This is a genomic window from Streptomyces sp. NPDC005811 (assembly GCF_040630405.1).
Classification (GTDB): Bacteria; Actinomycetota; Actinomycetes; order Streptomycetales; family Streptomycetaceae; genus Streptomyces.
Genome location: NZ_JBEXXK010000001.1, coordinates 389394 through 409617 on the forward strand (window position 1 = coordinate 389394; position 20224 = coordinate 409617).

At 69.6% G+C, this 20224-nt stretch carries 17 protein-coding genes and 1 pseudogene; 13 read left to right on the top strand and 5 right to left on the bottom strand.

Translation table 11 applies throughout. The annotated features are described in order from the left end of the window. Positions 1-19: 19 nt before the first annotated feature. A pseudogene (locus ABZ490_RS01750) lies at positions 20-144 on the top strand (small hydrophobic protein); the annotation flags it as partial. Between the two features lie 124 nt (positions 145-268). On the opposite strand, the gene ABZ490_RS01755 reads toward ABZ490_RS01750, so the two are convergent. Further along, a complete protein-coding gene (locus ABZ490_RS01755; RefSeq protein ID WP_358982804.1) occupies positions 269-1393 on the bottom strand; it encodes an NAD(P)/FAD-dependent oxidoreductase in 1125 nt (374 codons plus the stop codon). A gap of 53 nt (positions 1394-1446) precedes the next feature. Here ABZ490_RS01755 and ABZ490_RS01760 point away from each other — a divergent pair, with 53 nt between their 5' ends. Beyond that, positions 1447-2133 (top strand): TetR/AcrR family transcriptional regulator, encoded by a 687-nt coding sequence (locus ABZ490_RS01760; RefSeq protein ID WP_358982806.1) that lies wholly within the window; start codon positions 1447-1449, stop codon positions 2131-2133. On the opposite strand, the gene ABZ490_RS01765 is transcribed toward ABZ490_RS01760, so the two are convergent. Continuing rightward, positions 2120-2890, bottom strand: coding sequence for an ion channel (locus ABZ490_RS01765; RefSeq protein WP_358982808.1), 771 nt, complete (start codon positions 2888-2890; stop codon positions 2120-2122). The two genes, ABZ490_RS01760 and ABZ490_RS01765, sit on opposite strands and share 14 nt — an antisense overlap. Positions 2891-2960: 70 nt before the next feature. After that, a complete protein-coding gene (aceE, locus tag ABZ490_RS01770) occupies positions 2961-5708 on the bottom strand; it encodes a pyruvate dehydrogenase (acetyl-transferring), homodimeric type (protein ID WP_358982810.1) in 2748 nt (915 codons plus the stop codon). Positions 5709-6061: 353 nt separating this feature from the next. On the opposite strand from aceE, the gene ABZ490_RS01775 reads away from it, so the two are divergent. From ABZ490_RS01775 to ABZ490_RS01800, 6 genes are all read left to right on the top strand, one after another. Beyond that, positions 6062-6499: a DUF3052 domain-containing protein gene (locus ABZ490_RS01775; RefSeq protein WP_340380034.1), complete on the top strand. Its 438-nt coding sequence runs from the start codon at positions 6062-6064 to the stop codon at positions 6497-6499. 111 nt (positions 6500-6610) lie between these two features. Continuing rightward, complete coding sequence (locus ABZ490_RS01780; RefSeq protein ID WP_358982813.1) at positions 6611-7069, top strand: peroxiredoxin; 459 nt, start codon at positions 6611-6613, stop codon at positions 7067-7069. A gap of 121 nt (positions 7070-7190) precedes the next feature. Beyond that, entirely contained in the window at positions 7191-7766 is a 576-nt protein-coding gene (locus ABZ490_RS01785) for a calcium homeostasis/redox stress adaptation protein (RefSeq protein WP_055632983.1), read from the top strand. A gap of 117 nt (positions 7767-7883) precedes the next feature. Next, positions 7884-8459, top strand: a complete 576-nt coding sequence (locus ABZ490_RS01790) for a TerD family protein (protein ID WP_358982816.1) — start codon at positions 7884-7886, stop codon at positions 8457-8459. Between the two features lie 126 nt (positions 8460-8585). Then, on the top strand, positions 8586-9734 hold the full coding sequence (locus ABZ490_RS01795; protein ID WP_358982818.1) for a DUF475 domain-containing protein: 1149 nt from the start codon (positions 8586-8588) through the stop codon (positions 9732-9734). Between the two features lie 141 nt (positions 9735-9875). Beyond that, entirely contained in the window at positions 9876-10613 is a 738-nt protein-coding gene (locus ABZ490_RS01800; protein ID WP_358982820.1) for a Tellurium resistance, read from the top strand. An 85-nt stretch (positions 10614-10698) separates the two neighbouring features. On the opposite strand, the gene ABZ490_RS01805 is transcribed toward ABZ490_RS01800, so the two are convergent. Beyond that, the gene (locus ABZ490_RS01805; RefSeq protein WP_358982822.1) at positions 10699-11448 is read right to left on the bottom strand and encodes a TerD family protein; all 750 of its coding nucleotides are present in this window, start codon (positions 11446-11448) and stop codon (positions 10699-10701) included. 185 nt (positions 11449-11633) lie between these two features. On the opposite strand from ABZ490_RS01805, the gene ABZ490_RS01810 reads away from it, so the two are divergent. The 3 genes from ABZ490_RS01810 to ABZ490_RS01820 are packed head-to-tail and all read left to right on the top strand — an operon-like array spanning position 11634 to position 16129. Continuing rightward, positions 11634-12800, top strand: coding sequence for an HpcH/HpaI aldolase/citrate lyase family protein (locus ABZ490_RS01810; protein ID WP_358982824.1), 1167 nt, complete (start codon positions 11634-11636; stop codon positions 12798-12800). Positions 12801-12824: 24 nt separating this feature from the next. Continuing rightward, the gene (locus ABZ490_RS01815; protein WP_358982827.1) at positions 12825-15305 is read left to right on the top strand and encodes a phosphoribosyltransferase; all 2481 of its coding nucleotides are present in this window, start codon (positions 12825-12827) and stop codon (positions 15303-15305) included. Further along, positions 15305-16129 (top strand): HAD family hydrolase, encoded by an 825-nt coding sequence (locus ABZ490_RS01820; protein ID WP_358982829.1) that lies wholly within the window; start codon positions 15305-15307, stop codon positions 16127-16129. Before ABZ490_RS01815 ends, ABZ490_RS01820 begins: the two co-directional genes overlap by 1 nt. Before the next feature lie 16 nt (positions 16130-16145). Here the strand turns inward: ABZ490_RS01820 and ABZ490_RS01825 are convergent, their stop codons facing one another. Then, a complete protein-coding gene (locus ABZ490_RS01825; RefSeq protein ID WP_358982831.1) occupies positions 16146-16376 on the bottom strand; it encodes a zinc ribbon domain-containing protein in 231 nt (76 codons plus the stop codon). Between the two features lie 289 nt (positions 16377-16665). On the opposite strand from ABZ490_RS01825, the gene ABZ490_RS01830 reads away from it, so the two are divergent. Continuing rightward, complete coding sequence (locus ABZ490_RS01830) at positions 16666-18846, top strand: transglycosylase domain-containing protein (RefSeq protein WP_358982833.1); 2181 nt, start codon at positions 16666-16668, stop codon at positions 18844-18846. Positions 18847-18891: 45 nt separating this feature from the next. Next, positions 18892-20172 carry a hypothetical protein gene (locus tag ABZ490_RS01835; protein WP_358982835.1) on the top strand — a complete coding sequence of 427 codons (1281 nt, stop codon included), beginning with the start codon at positions 18892-18894 and terminating at the stop codon, positions 20170-20172. The last annotated feature ends 52 nt before the right edge of the window (positions 20173-20224 follow it).

A 20224-nucleotide genomic window follows, 5' to 3' on the forward strand; every position in this document is an offset into this window, starting at 1 on the left:
GGACACCAGGGAGTCGACGATGGCCGGCTTCGGAAACGGCACGCGCGGGTACCCCCGCTCACCTGGCCGCACCAGGTCAGGGACCGGGCCGGAGCGCGCGACGCCCGGATCACCGGCCTCGTCCGCGCGGTCGCCGGTTTCTGGCCCTGGGCCGCGGCTGGTCGGGTTCCCGGCCGGGGTGGCGACACCGGGGCTGTGAGACGCAGCCCCCACTTCCGTGGACCCGCGGCGCGCCGCTGGTGCTCTTGTGCGTCTTTGCGCCGGGTCGTCAGGACGGCTGGACCCGGTCGAAGACGGCGAGGGCTTCGGCGGGGTCCGGGCTCACCAGGCGTTCCAGGCCGGCCGTCGTGATCTTCGCCCATCGGCCGGCCCGTTCCCACATCCGTTCCTCGAAGGCGCGAACGGTGTCGTCGAGATCTCCGGTGCCGGTGGCGAGGGACTCGGCGAGCTCGGCGCCCTCCAGCATCGCGAGGTTCGCGCCCGCCCCCAACGGCGGCATCAGATGGGCGGCGTCGCCCAGGAGCGTCACCCCGGGGACGTGGTCCCAGGTGTGGGACACGGGCAGGACGTGGAGGGGGCGGTGGGCGAAGGCGGTGCCGTGGCGGAGGAGGTCCAGGACCGGGGCGGCCCAGCCGTCGAACAGGGCCAGCAGACTCGACCGCACGGCCCCGGCGTCGGCCAGGTCCAGGTCCAGGTCCGCGTGCCAGTCCAGCGACGCGCGGAACTGGGCGTACACCTTGACGTGGCCGCCGCTGTTGCGCTGGGCGACGAGCTTCCGGTTCACGCCGTACACGGCCACGGAGCCGTCGCCGATCATCCGGGCGAGGTCCGGGTGTCGGGTGTCGACCTCGTCCAGGGAGGTCTCGACCGCGGTGATGCCGGTGTAGTGCGGCGTCACCGGTGAGACGGCCGGGCGGGTCCGGGACCAGGCGCCGTCCGCGCCGACCACGAGGTCGTACGTCTCCTGCCGCCCGTCCGTGAAATGGACGCGTACGCCGTCCCGGGTCCCCGGGACCACCTCGGTCACCTCCCGCCCCCACCGGACGTCGAGCGGGCCGAGCAGCAGATCGCGCAGCTGCCCGCGGTCGATCTCGGGGTTGGACCGCTCGTCCGGACGGGGCCGCCAGTCGCGCAGGACGGTCCCGTCCGTGTCCAGGATGCGCATGGCCTGCCCCTCGGGGCGGGACAGCGCCCGGAACTGCGCCAGCAGTCCCGCCTTGTCCAGCGCGAGCTGGCCCAGCCCCTCGTGCAGGTCCAGGGTGCCGCCCGGGGGGCGGGCGTCGGGGGCGGGATCGCGTTCGAGGACGGTGACGGGATGACCGTGGCGGTGCAGGACGCGGGCGAGGGTGAGGCCGCCAGGGCCACTGCCGACCACGGCGATGCGTTGTCTCATGTCGATACACTGTATTTTCCCGGTACGGTGCATCGCAACCGTACGATGTGGCCATGACTGTCTGGGACCGGCCGGAGCCGCCGACTCGCCCCGTGCCGCTCGACCGGGAGCGGATCGTCGCCGCCGCCGTCGCGCTGGCCGACGAGGGCGGCCTTGAGGCGGTGTCGGTGCGCAAGGTCGCCGCCCGGCTGAACGCCGGCCCGATGCGGCTGTACGGATACATCGCCACCAAGGAGGAGCTGTTCGACCTCATGGTGGACGAGGTCCAGGGCGAGATCCTCCCCGAGGAGCGGCCGGGCGACTGGCGGGAGGCACAGCGCGTCCTCGCCCACCGCACCCGCCAGGCCGCCCTCCGCCATGTCTGGCTGGCCGACCTGCTCGGCGGCCGCCCGGCCCTGGGCCCCAACGGCCTCGCCGTCACCGAGGCCAAGCTGGCCGCCCTCGACGGCCTCGCCGACATCGACACCGTCCTGCGCGCCGCCGAGACCGTCGGCGACTACGTCATCGGCGCGATCCGGCGCGAGACCGCGAACCTGCGGGCGGAGCGCGCCACGGGCCTGTCCAAACACGACTGGCGGCGCGCCCACGGCCCGCACGTGGTGCGGATGCTGGCCACCGGCCGCTTCCCGACGCTGGCCAAGGCGGTGCACGACGGCACGGACGTGGACGCCGAGACCTCCTTCGCGACCGGCCTGGAGTGGGTCCTCGACGCCGTGGAGGCCAGACTCACCCGCCCTTGACCGGGTCGCCGCCGAGGGCCTCACGCTCCGGCACCCCGTGCCGGAGTTCCGCGACCTCGGCGCGCAGCGCGCGGACCTCCTCCGTCAGCGCGCGGATCGCCTCCGTCTGCGCCCGCTCCTCCACGTCGTCCTTCTCGAAGCGCTCGATGAACCAGGCGGCGATGTTGGCGGTCACCACACCCAGCAGCGCGATGCCCGACAGCATCAGCCCGACCGCGATCAGCCGGCCCATCCCGGTGGTCGGCGCGTGATCGCCGTACCCCACCGTCGTCATCGTGGTGAACGACCACCACAGGGCGTCACCCAGAGTGCGGATGTTCCCGTCCGGCGACTCCCGCTCCACCGACAGCACGGCGAGCGACCCGAACATCAGCAGCCCGACGACGACCCCCGCGACATACGTCGTCACCTGGATCTGCGTGGCCATCCGCGCCCGCCGCCCCAGCAGCAGGAGCGTGGAGACCAGCCGCAGCAGCCGCAGCTCCGCGACGAGCGGGAGCACCACCGCGCACAGGTCCAGCCAGTGGGTACGGACGAACGTCCGCCGGTCGGGCGTCAGTGCCAGCCGCACCAGGTAGTCCGTGGCGAACGCCCCCCACACCACCCACTCGACCACGGTGCAGCCGGACGTCACCGCAGGCCCGGCCGACGTGTCCACGATCGGCACGGCGTAGGCGACCGCGAACACCAGGGCGAGGGCCAGCAGCGGCCGTTGGCTCAGCTCTTCCCAACGCTCCTGCGCCGTTCGTTCGTGCATGCCCGCATCGTAAAGAACGCGTAAGGGGTGGTGGAGCCATCGGCCCCACCACCCCTTCGTGCGCTAGGCGCTACGCGTCGCCCCCGGCAGCCCCCGGGTCCGCCGCCGCCACGTCGAGCAGCTGGTACCGGTCGATCGCCTGCTTCAGCACCGACCGGTCGAGCTTGCCCTCCCGGGCCAGCTCGGTCAGCACGCCCACCACGATCGACTGCGCGTCGATGTGGAAGAAGCGCCGTGCCGCGCCACGGGTGTCGGCGAAGCCGAAGCCGTCCGCGCCCAGCGACTGGTACGTCCCCGGCACCCACCGGGCGATCTGGTCCGGCACCGCCCGCATCCAGTCCGAGACGGCCACGAACGGCCCCTCGGCCCCGGACAGCTTGCGCGTCACGTACGGCACCCGCTGCTCCTCCTCCGGGTGGAGCAGATTGTGTCGCTCGACCTCGACGGCCTCGCGGCGCAGCTCGTTCCAGGAGGTCGCCGACCAGACGTCCGCCTTGACGTTCCACTCCTCGGCGAGGATCTTCTGCGCCTCGACCGCCCACGGCACGGCCACACCCGAGGCGATGATCTGCGCCGGGATCGAGCCCGCCGTGCCCGCGCTCAGCCGGTGGACGCCCTTGAGGATGCCCTCGACGTCCACGTCGTCCGGCTCGGCCGGGTGCTGGATCGGCTCGTTGTAGACGGTGAGGTAGTAGAAGACGTCCTCGCCGTGCGGATGCTCCGCCGAGCTGCCGTACATCCTGCGCAGCCCGTCCTGCACGATGTGCGCGATCTCGTACGAGTAGGCCGGGTCGTACGCCACACAGCCCGGGTTCGTCGAGGCGAGCAGCTGGGAGTGGCCGTCCGCGTGCTGGAGGCCCTCACCGGTCAGGGTGGTGCGGCCGGCGGTCGCGCCCAGGACGAAACCGCGCGCCAGCTGGTCCGACATCTGCCAGAACTGGTCGCCGGTGCGCTGGAAACCGAACATCGAGTAGAAGACGTAGACCGGGATCAGCGGCTCGCCGTGCGTGGCGTACGACGAACCCGCCGCGATCAGCGAGGCCGTGCAGCCCGCCTCCGAGATGCCGTCGTGCAGCATCTGACCGGTCGGCGACTCCTTGTACGCGAGCAGCAGATCACGGTCGACCGATTCGTACTGCTGGCCGAGCGGGTTGTAGATCTTCGCGCTCGGGAAGAACGAGTCCATGCCGAAGGTGCGGTACTCGTCCGGGGCGATCAGCACGAACCGCTTGCCGAGCTCCTTGTCCCGCATGAGGTCCTTCAGCAGCCGGACGAAGGCCATGGTCGTCGCGATCGACTGCTGACCGGAGCCCTTCTTCACACTCGCGTACGTCTTGTCCGCGGGCAGCGCGAGCGGCTTGGAGCGCACGACCCGGGTGGGGACGTACCCGCCCAGCGACCGGCGCCGGTCGTGCATGTACTGGATCTCCTCCGAGTCCCGCCCGGGGTGGTGGTACGGCGGCAGGCCGGACTCCAGCTCCTTGTCGGAGATCGGCAGGTGCAGCCGGTCGCGGAAGCCCTTGAGGTCCGCCACCGTCAGCTTCTTCATCTGGTGCGTGGCGTTGCGGCCCTCGAAGTTCGGGCCCAGCGTCCAGCCCTTGACCGTCTTGGCGAGGATCACCGTCGGCTGGCCGGTGTGCTCCACCGCCGCCTTGAACGCCGCGTAGATCTTCTTGTGGTCGTGGCCGCCACGCCCCAGGTGCAGGATCTGGTCGTCGGTCATGCCCTGGACCATCGCCCGCAGCCGCTGGTCGTCGCCGAAGAAGTGGTCCCGGATGTACGCGCCGGACTCGGTGGCGTACGTCTGGAACTGGCCGTCCGGGGTCGTGTTCATCTTGTTGACGAGGATGCCGTCCCGGTCCTGCGCGAGCAGCGGGTCCCAGGTGCGGTCCCAGATCAGCTTGATCACGTTCCAGCCGGCGCCCCGGAAGACCGACTCCAGCTCCTGGATCACCTTGCCGTTGCCGCGCACCGGGCCGTCGAGCCGCTGGAGGTTGCAGTTGACCACGAAGGTCAGGTTGTCCAGGCCCTCGCGGGCGGCGAGGGAGAGCTGGCCGAGCGACTCCGGCTCGTCCATCTCGCCGTCGCCGAGGAACGCCCAGACCCTCGACTTCGAGGTGTCGGCGATCCCGCGCGCGTGGAGGTAGCGGTTCATCCGCGCCTGGTAGATCGCGCCGATCGGGCCGAGGCCCATCGACACGGTCGGGAACTCCCAGAAGTCCGGCATCAGCCGCGGGTGCGGATACGAGGACAGCCCGTACGGCGCCTTCGACTTCTCCTGGCGGAACGCGTCCAGGTTCCCCTCGCTGAGCCGGTCCAGCAGGAACGCGCGGGCGTAGATGCCGGGGGAGGCGTGGCCCTGGAAGAAGACCTGGTCGCCGCCGTCGCCCTCGTCCTTGCCGCGGAAGAAGTGGTTGAAGCCCACGTCGTAGAGGGACGCGGAGGACGCGAAGGTGGCGATGTGACCGCCCACGCCGATGCCGGGCCGCTGGGCCCTGGACACCATCACCGCCGCGTTCCAGCGGGTCGCGTTGAGGATCCGGCGCTCGATCTCCTCGTTGCCGGGGAAGAACGGCTCGGCCCGGGTGGGGATGGTGTTGACGTAGTCCGAGCTGCGCATCTCCGGCACGGCCACGCGCTTCTCGCGGGCCCGCTCGATCAGCCGCAGCATGAGGTAGCGGGCCCGCTCCCGGCCGCGCTCGTCGATCGCGGCGTCGAGGGAGTCGAGCCACTCCTGGGTTTCCTCGGGATCGAAGTCAGGAACCTGACTCGGAAGGCCGCCAATGATGATCGGGTTGCGATCGGATCCGGAAGCCACGCTGTTCCTTACTCTCGCTGTTAATCTCGCTGGTTCTCCAGTATCTGCACCGCCCCCATCGTGTACCTCGGAAGTCCAAACGTCATCTCTACCCCGGGGTAACCGGTACCCGTTCGAGTCTCGTACCCTTGGATGGTTCTCAAATACGCAAACGGGGCAGATAGGTGTGGTGTACGTCACCATCCGTCCCGATCTCGTGCCTGGAGTTGCGTCGACACGGCCAGGATCGTCACCGTTTCGGCGGTCCGAACCGCCGGGTACTTGCGCGATCCGCCCTGTCCGTGTGGACTACGGCCAAGCTTCGCGCACGCGCGGGGCTGAGTTATTCCCAAGACATGATCAGGAGGCAACCCGTGAGCGCGACCGCGGACCACGCGGAGGAGCGGACCAACCCTGCCGTCAGGCTGGGTTTCCAGCCCGAGCAGGTGGTCCAGGAGATCGGCTACGACGACGACGTCGACCAGGAGCTCCGCGAGTCCATCGAAGAAACCATCGGCAGCGAGCTGATGGATGAGGACTACGACGACGTGGCCGATGCCGTGGTGCTGTGGTTCCGCGACGAGGACGGCGACCTGACCGATGCGCTGGTGGACGCCACCACGTACATCGAAGAAGGCGGCTCGATCCTCCTCCTCACGCCGAAGACCGGCCGTGACGGCTACGTGGAGCCGAGCGACATCTCGGAAGCCGCGACGACGGCGGGCCTGTCCGCCTCCAAGAGCGTCAGCGTGGGCAAGGACTGGAGCGGCAGCCGGCTGGTGACGCCCAAGGCCGCGAAGTCCAAGAAGTAGACCGTCCCCGGACGGGCCGAGCCGTCGTGCTCGGCCCGTCCGTCGGCTTCGGGCGGGGGCTGCGTAGGGTGTTCTCACCCAGACAGCCCCACCCGAAGGGACATCCACGCGATGGCGATCCAGGTCGGCGACAAGGCCCCCGACTTCGAGCTCAAGGACAACCACGGCGCCACCGTGAAGCTCTCCGACTTCCGCGGTGAGAAGAACGTCGTCCTGCTCTTCTACCCGTTCGCCTTCACCGGCGTGTGCACCGGCGAGCTGTGCGAGGTGCGCGACAACCTGCCGAGGTTCGCGGACCGCGACACCCAGGTGCTCGCCGTCTCCAACGACTCCATCCACACCCTGCGCGTCTTCGCCGAGCAGGAGGGCCTGGAGTACCCGCTGCTCAGCGACTTCTGGCCGCACGGCGAGGTCTCCCGCGCCTACGGCGTCTTCGCCGAGGACAAGGGCTGCGCGGTGCGCGGCACCTTCGTCATCGACAAGGAGGGCGTGGTCCGCTGGACCGTCGTCAACGCGCTGCCGGACGCCCGCGACCTCGGCGCGTACGTCAAGGCGCTCGACACCCTCTGATTCATCGGCTCCAGGGCATGCGTGGGCCGGGAACCCGTCACTAGGATCGACTCGTTGATCCGATAGATCCGTTATCCACGCACGGCGGGGCTCCCCGCCCCTGGACACCAATGGAGGACTCGTGGGAGTCAGCCTCAGCAAGGGCGGCAACGTATCGCTGACCAAGGAGGCCCCGGGCCTGACCGCGGTCATCGTCGGTCTGGGGTGGGACGTCCGCACCACGACCGGCACCGACTTCGACCTGGACGCGAGCGCGCTGCTGCTGAACAACGCAGGCAAGGTCGGCAGCGACGCCAACTTCGTCTTCTTCAACAACCTCAAGAGCCCCGACGGCTCGGTCGAGCACACCGGTGACAACACCACCGGTGAGGGCGAGGGCGACGACGAGGCGATCAAAGTCAACCTGGCGACGGTCCCGGCCGACGTCGAGAAGATCGTCTTCCCGGTGTCGATCTACGACGCGGAGAACCGCCAGCAGTCCTTCGGCCAGGTGCGCAACGCGTTCATCCGCGTGGTGAACCAGGCCGGCGGCGCCGAGATCGCCCGTTACGACCTGAGCGAGGACGCCTCGACGGAGACCGCCATGGTCTTCGGCGAGCTCTACCGCCACGGCGCGGAGTGGAAGTTCCGCGCCATCGGCCAGGGCTACGCCTCCGGCCTGCGCGGCATCGCCCAGGACTTCGGCGTCAACGTCTGAGCCGTACGACGCCCGAAGGATTCACCACGTCCGGCGCCGCACCGTTTAGGGGCGGCGCCGGACGCGCAGGACAACCGAAGAAGCACCACGTGGCAGCACCAGGGGAGGACCAGCAATATGGGCGTCACGCTCGCCAAAGGGGGCAACGTCTCCCTGTCCAAGGCCGCGCCGAACCTCACACAGGTGATGGTCGGGCTCGGCTGGGACGCGCGTTCCACCACCGGAGCCCCCTTCGACCTCGACGCCAGTGCGCTGCTGTGCAACAGCGGCCGGGTGCTCGGGGACGAGTGGTTCGTCTTCTACAACCAGCTCAAGAGCCCCGACGGCTCGGTCGAGCACACCGGCGACAACCTCACCGGTGAGGGCGACGGCGACGACGAGTCGGTGCTGGTGGACCTCGCGAAGGTGCCCGCCCACTGCGACAAGATCGTCTTCCCCGTCTCCATCCACATGGCCGACGAGCGCAACCAGACCTTCGGCCAGGTGTCCAACGCCTTCATCCGCGTCGTGAACCAGGCCGACGGCCAGGAACTCGCGCGCTACGACCTGAGCGAGGACGCCTCCACCGAGACCGCGATGATCTTCGGCGAGCTCTACCGGTACGGGGGCGAGTGGAAGTTCCGGGCGGTCGGACAGGGGTACGCGTCGGGGCTGCGGGGCATCGCCCTGGACTTCGGGGTCAACGTCACATAACGCGTTATGAGCAAAAGCCGGTCCCCCGTGGGCTGCGAGGGGGGCAGGACTAGACTTCGGCTTCAAAAGTTCGTAAAGCCGAGTACGGCGCGGGGGAGACCCGTACACACAGGGATTGGGTAGCCAGTGCTTCTGAAAACCTTCGGCTGGTCGTTCGCGGTCACCGCGCTCGGCCTGGCCGCTGCGGTCTTCTACGGGGGGTGGGAGGCCTTCGGCATCGTGGCGATCCTCTCCGTCCTCGAGATCTCGCTGTCGTTCGACAACGCGGTGGTCAACGCCGGAATCCTGAAGAAGATGAACGCCTTCTGGCAGAAGATCTTCCTCACGGTCGGCGTCCTCATCGCGGTCTTCGGCATGCGGCTGGTCTTCCCCGTCGTGATCGTGGCGATCAGTGCCAAGATGGGCCCCATCGAGGCCGTCGACCTCGCGCTCAACAACAAGGACCGCTACCAGGAGCTCGTCACCGACGCGCACCCGTCGATCGCCGCCTTCGGTGGCATGTTCCTGCTGATGATCTTCCTCGACTTCATCTTCGAGGACCGGGACATCCAGTGGCTGCGCTGGATCGAGCGCCCGCTCGCCAAGCTCGGCAAGGTCGACATGCTGTCGGTCTGCATCGCCCTGATCGTCCTGCTGATCACCTCCTTCACCTTCGCCACCCACGCCCACCAGCACGGCGGCGGACATGTGGACAAGGCCCAGACCGTCCTGATCTCCGGTATCGCCGGTCTGATCACCTACATGGTCGTCGGCGGTCTCTCCGGCTACTTCGAGGACAAACTCGAGGAAGAGGAGGAACGCGAGCACGAGGAGGAGGAAGAGGCCGCGCGGAGCGGGAAGCCGAAGTCCGCGGTGCTGCTGGCCGGCCAGGCCGCGTTCTTCATGTTCCTCTACCTGGAAGTGCTGGACGCCTCCTTCTCCTTCGACGGCGTGATCGGCGCGTTCGCCATCACCAACGACATCGTGCTCATGGCCCTGGGCCTCGGCATCGGCGCGATGTACGTCCGTTCGCTCACGGTCTACCTGGTCCGCCAGGGCACCCTGGACGACTACGTCTACCTGGAGCACGGCGCCCACTACGCGATCGGCGCCCTGGCCGTGATCCTCATGGTCACCATCCAGTACGAGATCAACGAGGTCATCACCGGTCTCGTCGGCGTCGTCCTGATCGCCTGGTCGTTCTGGTCCTCCGTGCGCCGCAACAAGGCCCTGGCGGCCGCCGAGGGAAAAGCTGAGGGCTCGGACGAGAAGACCGAGGTCTCGTCCGGGGTGTAGACACTCCGTGTACATCCGAGGTGGAGCCCGGCCGTGTGAACCGGGTTGCGCCGAGGAACGCTCTTTGCGGGGCGGTCGGTGAGGACGCTGTCCTCCACGGCCGCCCCGCCGGTATGTCGTGCGAGAAACGTGGGGGCGGGAATGGGCTTCTTCGACGGGCTTCTGGGCAGCCGTACGGCCGAGTTCGACTCGGGCAGCGCGGCGACCAACGCGATCGAACTGACCAAGCGGCATCACTATGTCTCCCTGACCAAACAGGGCGCCGCGACGGGGAACCTGAGGGTCAACCTGACCTGGCGGATGCGGACCTCGGACATCGGCGGGCCCCAGCGGGAGAGCCTGCTGCGGCACCCCTTCAAGGCGCTCAAACCGCCGGAGGTCATCGGGCACAGCCAGAGCATGGTCAACGTCGACCTCGACCTGGGATGCCTGTACGAGCTGTCCGACGGCACGAAAGGGGTCGTACAGCCGCTGGGCGGGCTGCTGGGGGACGTCAACGCACCGCCGTACGTGAAGCTCAGCGGGGACGACCGGTTCGGGTCGGCGTCGGGGGAGACGATGTACGTCAACCTCGACCACCGCGAGGACATCAAGCGGCTGCTGGTGTTCGTCTACATCTACGACCAGACGCCGGCCTTCGACCGGACGCACGCGATGGTGACGCTGTACCCCAGCAACGGGCCGCGGATCGAGATAGGCCTCGACGAGCGGCATCCGCAGGCCCGGTCGTGTGCGGTGGTGATGATCGAGAACGTGAAGGGGGAGCTGGTGGTGCGGCGGGAGGTGCGGTTCGTGTACGGGTTCCAGGCGGAGCTGGATCGGCTGTACGGGTGGGGGTTGCAGTGGGGGCGGGGTTACAAGACCAAGGTGGAGAAGTAGCGCGCCGGCACGTGCGTGGGCAGGTGCCGGTCCGCTGTGGTTGCTCGCGCAGTTCCCCGCGCCCCCAGGAGCAAGGGGCGACTGCTCACCGTCCGATGAACTGCGGGCCTTGCGGGGGGAGCTGGAAAGAACCGTCCGGGTAGGCGTAGCCGTGGGTCGGCAGGTTGTTCGGGTAGCCGTAGGCCGGCTGCTGCTGGGGAACCTGCGCGGTGGGCTGCTCCGGCGGGAGGGGCTGGGAGAGGCTCGGGGTGGGCGGGAGCGGGGCCGGGTCCGCGGTGCCGGCCGCGGCCTCCTCCGACTCGTCCACCGAGATGCCGAAGTCCGTCGCCAGGCCCTTCAGCCCGTTGGAGTAGCCCTCGCCCAGGGCGCGGAACTTCCAGCCCTCGCCGCGGCGGTACAGCTCGCCGCAGATCAGCGCGGTCTCCTCGCCCGTCTCGGGCCGGATGTCGAACGTGGCGATCGGGTCACCGTCGGTCGTCGCGTCGTACAGCAGGATGCTGAGGGACCGTACGCCCTCGAAGGTGGCGCCGTCCGCCGAGGCGACCAGGAGAATCTGACCGACGCCGGGCTCGACACCGGCCAGATCTGTCTGGATGGTGTCGGTGAGGCCCTCGGCGCCGCGCTTCTTGCCGAGCCGCCAGACCTTCCCGGACGGATGCCGGGGCTGGTTGTAGAAGACGAAGTCCTCGTCGGAGCGCACGCGGCCGTCGGGGCCCAGGAGCAGCGCGGAGGCATCGACGTCCGGCACCCCTTGCCCGGGCGTCCAGCGCAGTACAGCGCGTACCGTGGTTGCCTTGAGCGGGACGTTGGACCCCTTCAGCATCGCGTGCGTCATGCGGTCATCCTGCCCTCTCGGTCCTGATCACGACAACGCGGGGTACACGGAGACACAGCGGAACCCACACGGGCGAGTTACCTGAAATTCATGCCCCGCGGGAACCCCTGACATGGACTTCTACGTACTATTACCGGCCACCTCAGGTGGAATCCACAGCCTGACCTGCAACACGGGGGAGTTTTATGCGTCATTTCGGGCACCTCGCCCCCGAGGTGCGGCAGCGTCTCTTCCACCGGGAGCCCTGCGTCTTCGACGCCGACTCCCCGGCCAGGCTGCTCGCCGCGGCCCTGGGCGCCACGCTCTACAGCCCGGCCACCCGCCCCCGGCTGGCCGACGACGTCGTCAAGCAGACCGCGCGCGGCGTGGTCTCGATGGTGCTGTGCCTGGAGGACTCCATCGGCGACGAGGACGTCCCGGCGGGCGAGGAGAACCTCGTCCGCCAGTTCGCCGACCTCGCGGGCCGCGCCGACCTGGACCGGCCGCTGCTGTTCATCCGGGTGCGCACCCCCGAGCAGATCCCCGACCTCGTCCACCGCCTCGGCCCGCACGTGAGCCTGCTGAGCGGGTTCGTGTTCCCGAAGTTCACCGAGGAGCGCGGCATCCCGTTCCTGGAGGCCCTCGCCGCCGCCGAGAACGCGAGCGGCCGCCGGCTCTTCGGCATGCCCGTCCTGGAGACCCCCGAGCTGATGTACCGGGAGTCCCGGGTGCACGCCCTGGAGGGCATCGCCCGCGCGGTCGACAAGTACCGGGGCCGGGTCCTGGCGCTCCGCCTCGGGGTGACCGACTTCTGCTCCTCGTACGGTCTGCGCCGGGCGCCCGACATGACCGCCTACGACGTCCAGATCGTCGCCTCCGTGATCGCCGACGTGGTGAACATGCTGGGCCGCGCCGACGGCACCGGGTTCACGGTGACCGGGCCGGTGTGGGAGTACTTCCGGGTCCCGGAGCGCATGTTCAAGCCGATGCTGCGGCACAGCCCCTTCCTGGAGGGACAGGCCGTGGAACTGCGCGAGAGACTGATCGAGCACGCCATGGACGGGCTGCTGCGCGAGATCTCCCTCGACCAGGCCAACGGTCTGCTCGGCAAGACCTGCATCCACCCCTCCCACGTCCCGGCCGTGCACGCGCTGTCCGTCGTCAGCCACGAGGAGTACAGCGACGCGGCGGACATCCTGCGGCCGGAACGCGGCGGTGGGGGTGTGCTCAGGTCCCAGTACACGAACAAGATGAACGAGGTGAAGCCGCACCGCGCCTGGGCCGAGCGCACCATGCTCCGGGCCGAGGTCTTCGGTGTGGCCAACGAGGACGTCAGCTTCGTCGACCTGCTCGCCGCCGGCATCCCCGGCTGAATCCACCTCACTCTCTAGGGACGCATGAACAACGCAGTGAACAACGGGGTCTGGTCCGGCAGCTGGGTCGCCGAGCGGCTCGGGGTCGGGATCGCGGGGGACGACGCGCTCACGGAGATGCTGGGGCTGGCCCTGCGCCGCAACCCCAAGCGGGCCCATCTGCTGGTCTCCCACGTGCTGGGCAAGCACGTCCCGCAGTCCCCGTCCGTGGTGTACGGCCACGGTCTCGCCCTCGGCCGCAGGGTGCGGGACCTGCTCGGCGAGGCGGACAGCGGCCGGGCGGTCGTCCTGGGCTACGCCGAGACCGCCACGGGCCTCGGCCACTCCGTCGCCGACGGCCTCGGCCTCGCCCCCTACCTGCACTCCACCCGCCGGCCGGTCGCCGGAGTCGCCCCCGCGGGCGGCTTCGAGGAGTCCCACTCCCACGCGACGACCCATCTGCTCCTCCCGGAGGACACGACCCTGCTGGTCGGCACCGGCCCCCTGGTCCTGGTCGACGACGAGTTCTCCACGGGCAACACGATCATGAACACGATCAGGGACCTGCACGACCGCTACCCACGGGAGCGTTACGTGGTGGTCGCCCTGGTGGACATGCGGTCTGCGGAGGACGCGGGCCGTCTGGAGGCGTTCGCGCGGGAGATCGGCGCGCGCGTCGACCTGGTGGCGGCGGCGAGGGGCACGGTGAGCCTTCCCGAGGACGTCCTGAAAAGAGGCCAGGACTTGGTGACCGAGCACGAGTCGGCCCACGCAGGGGCGCGGGGCCGTGTGGAATCTGCGGCTACCGCCGCGTGGGCGCGACCAGCCCCCGCGAACCCGCACCCGACACACCACCGAGTCGACCTCCACTGGCCCCACGGCCTCCCCGACGGAGGTCGGCACGGCTTCACCCCCGCGCACCGGACCCGCCTGGAGGCCGCCCTCCCGGAGATGGCCGCCCGCCTGGCAGAGGCGATACCCGAGGGCGCCCGCAGCGCCCTCGTGCTCGGCTTCGAGGAGCTGATGTACGCCCCCCTCCGCCTGGCCTGCGAGCTGGAGCGGAGCGTGACCGCCGACGTCCGCTACAGCACCACCACCCGTTCCCCCGTCCTCGCCGTCGACGACCCCGGCTACGCCATCCGCAGCCGCCTCGTCTTCCCGGCCCACGACGACCCCGCCGACGGCCCCGGCGACCGGTACGCGTACAACGTCGCGGGCGCCGGTTTCGACGCCGTCGTGGCCGTCGTCGACTCGGCCGCCGACACCCCCGCGCTGCACGCCCCCGACGGTCTGCTGGCGCGGCTCGCCGCACACACCCCGCACGTGGTCCTGGCGGTCATTCCCTCGTACGTCCCCGAAAGGCTCCCCATGCTGCCCGAGCCCCTCCGCGGCCCCGCCTTCTCCTCGTACGCGCCCGAGGAGGTCGGCTGGCTGCTCCAGGACCTCTCGGACGTGACGCTGGAGGCACCGACCGAGGAGCGGGAGGAGGCCATCCAGAGCGGTGGCGCGCACTACGCCGAGTCGCTGCCGGTCGAGTACCAGCCGAGCGAGCAGTACCAGGAGCTGTTCCAGGCGGCGCTGGAGACGTCGGCCGCGCGGATCGCGCAGGCGGTGGGCGCCGTCACGGAGACCGTGATCGCCGAACGCAGCCCCCGGCCCGTCCTGGTCTCCCTCGCCCGCGCCGGCACCCCCGTGGGCGTCCTGATGCGCCGCTGGGCGCAGTTCCGCCACGGTCTCGACCTGCCGCACTACGCCGTGTCGATCGTGCGCGGCCGGGGCATCGACGCCAACGCGCTGCGCTGGCTGGCCGCCCACCACGACCCGCGGGACGTGGTGTTCGTGGACGGCTGGACCGGCAAGGGGGCCATCACCCGGGAGCTGGCCGCGGCGATCGAGGAGTTCGAGGCGGCGGGCGGCGCGGCCGGGTTCGACCCGGAGATCGCGGTGCTCGCCGATCCGGGCTCGTGCGTGCGGACGTACGGCACCCGCGAGGACTTCCTGATCCCCTCGGCCTGCCTGAACTCGACGGTCTCGGGGCTGATCTCGCGGACGGTCCTGCGGGCCGACCTGGTCGGCCCGGACGACTTCCACGGCGCGAAGTTCTACCGGGAGCTGGCCGGCGCGGATGTCTCCGTGGCCTTCCTGGACGCCGTCGCCGCCCGCTTCCCCGAGGTCGCGGAGGCGGTGGCCGCCGCGGTGAAGGAGCTGCTCGCGAGCGACCGTACGCCCACCTGGGAGGGCTGGGCGGCCGTCGAGCGGATCAGCGAGGAGTACGGCATCCACGATGTGAACCTGGTCAAGCCGGGCGTCGGCGAGACCACCCGGGTGCTGCTGCGCCGGGTGCCCTGGAAGATCCTGGCGCGGGCCGGGGCGGGCGCCGATCTGGACCACGTACGGCTCCTGGCGGAGCAGAGAGGGGTGCCCGTGGAGGAGGTCGGCGAGCTGCCGTACACCTGTGTGGGGCTGATCCATCCGAAGTACACGCGCGGGGCGACCGGCGCCGACGGCAAGGCGGTGGCCCTCTGATGGCCGTGCTGGTGGCGAGCGATCTCGACCGTACGCTGATCTACTCCCCGTCGGCGCTGGCGCTGACCATGCCGGACGCGCGGGCGCCCCGGCTGCTGTGCGTGGAGGTGCACGAGGCCAGGCCGCTGTCGTTCATGACGGAGACGGCGGCCGGGCTGCTCACCGACCTCGGGGACGCGGCGGTGTTCACGCCGACGACCACCCGGACCCGCAAGCAGTACCTGCGGATCAACCTCCCGGGGCCCGCCCCGAAGTACGCGATCTGCGCCAACGGCGGTCACATCCTGGTCGACGGGGTCACCGACCAGGACTGGCACGCGGGGGTGCTCGCGCGGCTGGCGGAGCAGTGCGCGCCCCTGGACGAGATCCGGGCGCATCTGGAGGCCACCGCCGACCCGCTGTGGGTGCGCAAGCACCGGGTCGCCGAGGACCTGTTCGCCTATCTCGTCGTGGAGCGCGAGCTGCTGCCCGAGGCGTGGGTGAAGGAGCTGGCGGCCTGGGCGGAGAACCGGGGCTGGACGGTGTCGTTGCAGGGCCGCAAGATCTACGCCGTGCCGAAGCCGCTGACGAAGAGCGCGGCCGTGCGCGAGGTGGCCCGGCGCACCGGCGCCGAGCTGTCCCTGGGCGCCGGGGACTCCCTGCTCGACGCCGACCTGCTGCTGGCCGTGGACCGCGGCTGGCGGCCGGGCCACGGTGAGCTGGCCGACACGGAGTGGACGGCCCCCGGGATCACCGCCCTGCCCGAGCGGGGCGTCCTCGCCGGGGAGCGCATCCTGCGTGAGTTCCTGAAGGCGGTCCGAGGACCCGGTAGCGAACCCCGGTAGCGGACCCCGGCAGCGGTCAGGAGCAGCAGCCTCCGCCGCAGCAGCCGCCGCCACCCCCGCCCCCGCCGCCCGCCCTGGGCGCGGGGGCGTTCGCCGTGCCGCCGACGGCGACGGCGACGGCCGAGAGCAGCTTCACCGTGTCGTCGTGGCCGGCCGGGCAGGCGGCGGGGGCGGCGGACTCGGCCATCGGACGGCTCAGTTCGAATGTGTCGTCGCAGGTCCGGCAGCGGTACTCGTAGCGAGGCATGGCGACAGGTTAATCCTCATATGCCGGGCAGACCCCATCAGAGTTTTCCCTCTGTTTGCTTCTGTCGATTTCTTATGTGGAGAATTTGCGAAGGGCGCTGGTAATTTGAGGGTGCCGCGATGAACCGCGAGGTCGGGGGGATTCAGGGTTTGCAGCCGAGTCCACGGCAACCATGTCAGACCCTCGTACGTCTGTACGTCTGCCTGTGCGAGCAACACGAAGGTGCGGAGGGAGACGCGTAGTGGACCAGGTGGGGCAGGGGGAGGAGCCCCAAAGGCCGGACGAAACCATGCAGTTGAAGCTCCCCGCCTCTTTCCGGGCGGACGAGACCATGCAGCTGCGGGTGTCGGACATTCCTAAAGTACCTGACACGTCGGGGACTTCGGAGAAATCGCGTACGTCGGGAAATCGCCGCAAGGCCCCACGTCCCTCCCCGTTTGCCCGAATATCCGCGGTTTTGCGATCCCGTTTGGCCCCCCTTGCCGCGGTACTGGGTCCCTATGTGACTCGTGTCACTCCCTATGCCCGCAAGCTCCGCCCGCAGTACCCGCGCCCCGGCCGCAGCGACTGGCGGCGCTGGATACCTTCCTGGCGGCAGTGCCTGGGGGGCTTCTTCGCGTCCCTGGGCCTGAGCACCTTCCTCCTCGTCGTCGCCTACGCGGCCACCGACGTCCCGCAGAACCTCAACTCGTACGCGACCCAGCAGGACAACGTGTTCTTCTGGTCCGACGGCACGCCCATGGCCCGCACCGGCTGGGTGCAGCGCCAGGCGATGCCGCTGAAGGACATCCCCGAGGACGTCCGCTGGGCGGTCCTCGCCGCCGAGAACGCGAGCTTCTACAGCGACCCCGGCATCTCGGTCAAGGGCATCGGCCGTGCCCTGTTCCGCACCATCGGCCAGGGCGACACCCAGGGCGGCTCGACGATCACCCAGCAGTACGTGAAGAACGTCTACCTGAACCAGGAGCAGACGCTCAGCCGCAAGTTCACCGAGGCGATGATCTCCCTCAAGCTGGACAACCAGATGAGCAAGGACGAGATCCTCGAGGGCTACCTCAACACCAGCTGGTTCGGCCGCGGCACCTACGGCATCCAGCGCGCCGCCCAGGCCTACTACGGCAAGGACGTCGGCGACCTCAACGCCAGCGAGGCCGCGTTCCTGGCCTCCCTGCTCAGGGGCGCCGGCCTGTACGACCCGACCCTGTCCAGCGCCAACCGCGCCCGCGCCGTCGAGCGCTGGGAGTGGACCCTGGACCGGATGGTCGAGATCGGCAAGCTGTCGAAGGCCGAGCGGGCCACGTACACGAAGTTCCCCGAGCCGCTGAAGAGCAACCCGCTGTACGACACCGGTGAGCAGAGCGACTACCTGGTGGAACTCGCCACCCAGTACGCCAAGAAGGCCGCGGGCATCTCCGACAAGGACTTCGACCTGGGCGGCTACCAGGTCTACACGACCTTCGACAAGAAGCGCGAGGACAAGCTCACCAAGGCCGTCACCGCCGCCCGCAAGAAGGCCCTCAAGGACGACCCGAAGAAGGCGAAGGCCGCCCACTACGGCGCCGCCTCCGTCACCTCCGACGGACGGATCCTCGCCGTCTACGGCGGCCCCGACCACCGTACGCAGGGCTACAACGAGTCCAACGCCACCACCGTCCCGGCCGGCTCCGCGTTCCTGCCCTTCGTCTACGCCGCCGGGCTGGAGAACGGCGTCCACAAGACCCGCGACGACGAGGACGCCGCCCAAGTCACCGGCGACTCGCTCTACGACGGCAACGACAAGGTCCTGCTGACCACCCCCGAGGGCTACTACTGGGACCGCAGCGGCAAACGGGTCGCCGCAGAGAACGACGGCGGCAGGTCCTACGGGCAGATCTCCCTGCACCGCGCGCTGGAGCTGTCGGTGAACACGCCGTTCATGCAGCTCGGCATGGACACCGGCCTGGACAAGGTGCGCGAGACCGCGGAGGCCTCGGGCTTCCTGGCGTCCAGCATCGGCGCCCAGGTGCCCGCGCTGTCCATGGGCAGCTCCACGCCCAGCGCGATCCGGATGGCGAGCGGCTATTCCACCTTCGCCGCGGGCGGCCGGCACACCGAGCCGTACTCGGTGCTGAGGATCACCCGGAACGGCTCCGACCTGCCCCTGGACACGCCGAAGCCCGAGCGGGCGATGCGCACCGCGGTGGCCGAGGAGGTCACCTCCGCGCTCACCGACTCCTTCCGCACCGCCCACCCGTCCGACGTGCCCGTCTCCTCGACCGGGTCCGTACCGGCGGGCAAGGCCGGCACGACCGACAAGGACACCGCAGCCTGGTACGTCGGCACCCTCAAGAAGGTCTCCACCGCGGTCGTCGCGTACCGCATCGACCTCACCAAGAGCCTTGAACCACTGCCTCTGGAGGGCATCGCCGGAACCACCGACGACAGCGTCCCGTACGGCATCTGGTCCAGTGCCATGAGCCCGCTCGGCTGACCACCGAACGGGCCCCGCGTCCCCAACCCGGAGAATGAGCCGCACATGAAGTCACCGTCGGGCCGCCGCCGCAAGGCCGCGGAACCGCGCCGCACCGCCGCCGCGCACCCAGGGTTCCTCACCCTGGCGGCGCTTCTCGTCGTCGCCTCGCTGATGGGCGGCTACCTGGTGCTCGACCGCACCGACAACACCCAGCCCACGGCGTCCTCGGGGGACAGCAAGAAGGCGTCGGCGAAGGCGAGCAAGGAGCCGGTGTGGGACGGCAAGACCCACGTCCTGGGGGACGGCTCCACCTCGTACACCGGTCCGCAGAAGGACCAGTTGAAGGCGGAACCCCTCAAGCCCGGTGAGCAGCCGCCCCAGTTCGTCGTCCTCTCCTGGGACGGCGCGCTCGCGGGCGACGACGGGCTGTTCGAGCACTACCGCGAGATGGCCAAGCAGTACAACGCCCACATGACCTTCTTCCTCACCGGCATCTACCTGCTGCCCAAGAGCAAGCGGGACCTGTACTCCCCGCCGATGCACGACAAGGGCGCGGCGGCCATCAGCTTCCCCACCGACGAGCACATCCGCACCACGCTGGAGGAGCTCGCCGAGTCGTGGGAGGAGGGCAACGAGATAGGCACCCACTTCAACGGCCACTTCTGCGGGGCCAAGGGCGGCGGCGAGTGGAGCGTCGCGCAGTGGAAGAGCGAGATCGACCAGTTCTTCGCGTTCGTGGAGAACTGGAAGACCAACACCGGCTACAAGGACATGGATCCGCTGCCCTTCGACTTCAAGAAGGAGGTCACCGGCGGCCGGGCGCCCTGCCTGGAGGGGCAGGACAACCTGCTCAAGGCGGCCAAGAGCTACGGCTGGCGCTACGACGCCTCCAACCCCGGCGGTCTCCAGGTCTGGCCGACGAAGAAGGACGGCCTGTGGGACTTCCCGCTCCAGGGACTTCCGTACGGCGACATCCAGGCCCTGTCCATGGACTTCAACTTCCTCTACAACCAGTCGAACGGCGAGACCGAGGGCGACCCCGCCAAGTACGCCGAGTGGCAGCAGGAGACCATCGACTCCTACATGTCCGGCTTCAACCGCGTGTACTACGGCAGCCGCGCACCGCTGTTCATCGGCAACCACTTCGAGAACTGGAACGGCGGCATCTACATGAAGGCCGTCGACCACGTCATCGAGAACGTGTGCACCAAGAAGGACGTCAAGTGTGTGTCCTTCAAGGAGTTGGCCGACTGGATGGACGTGCAGAAGCCCGAGACTCTGGCGGCGCTGCGCAGCCTGGATCCGGCCCAGTCGCCGGCCGACTGGTCGACCGTCGTGAAGTGAGGCGTGGGGGGTGCGAAGTAACCAAACCTCAACCGTACCCCTCTTCACATCA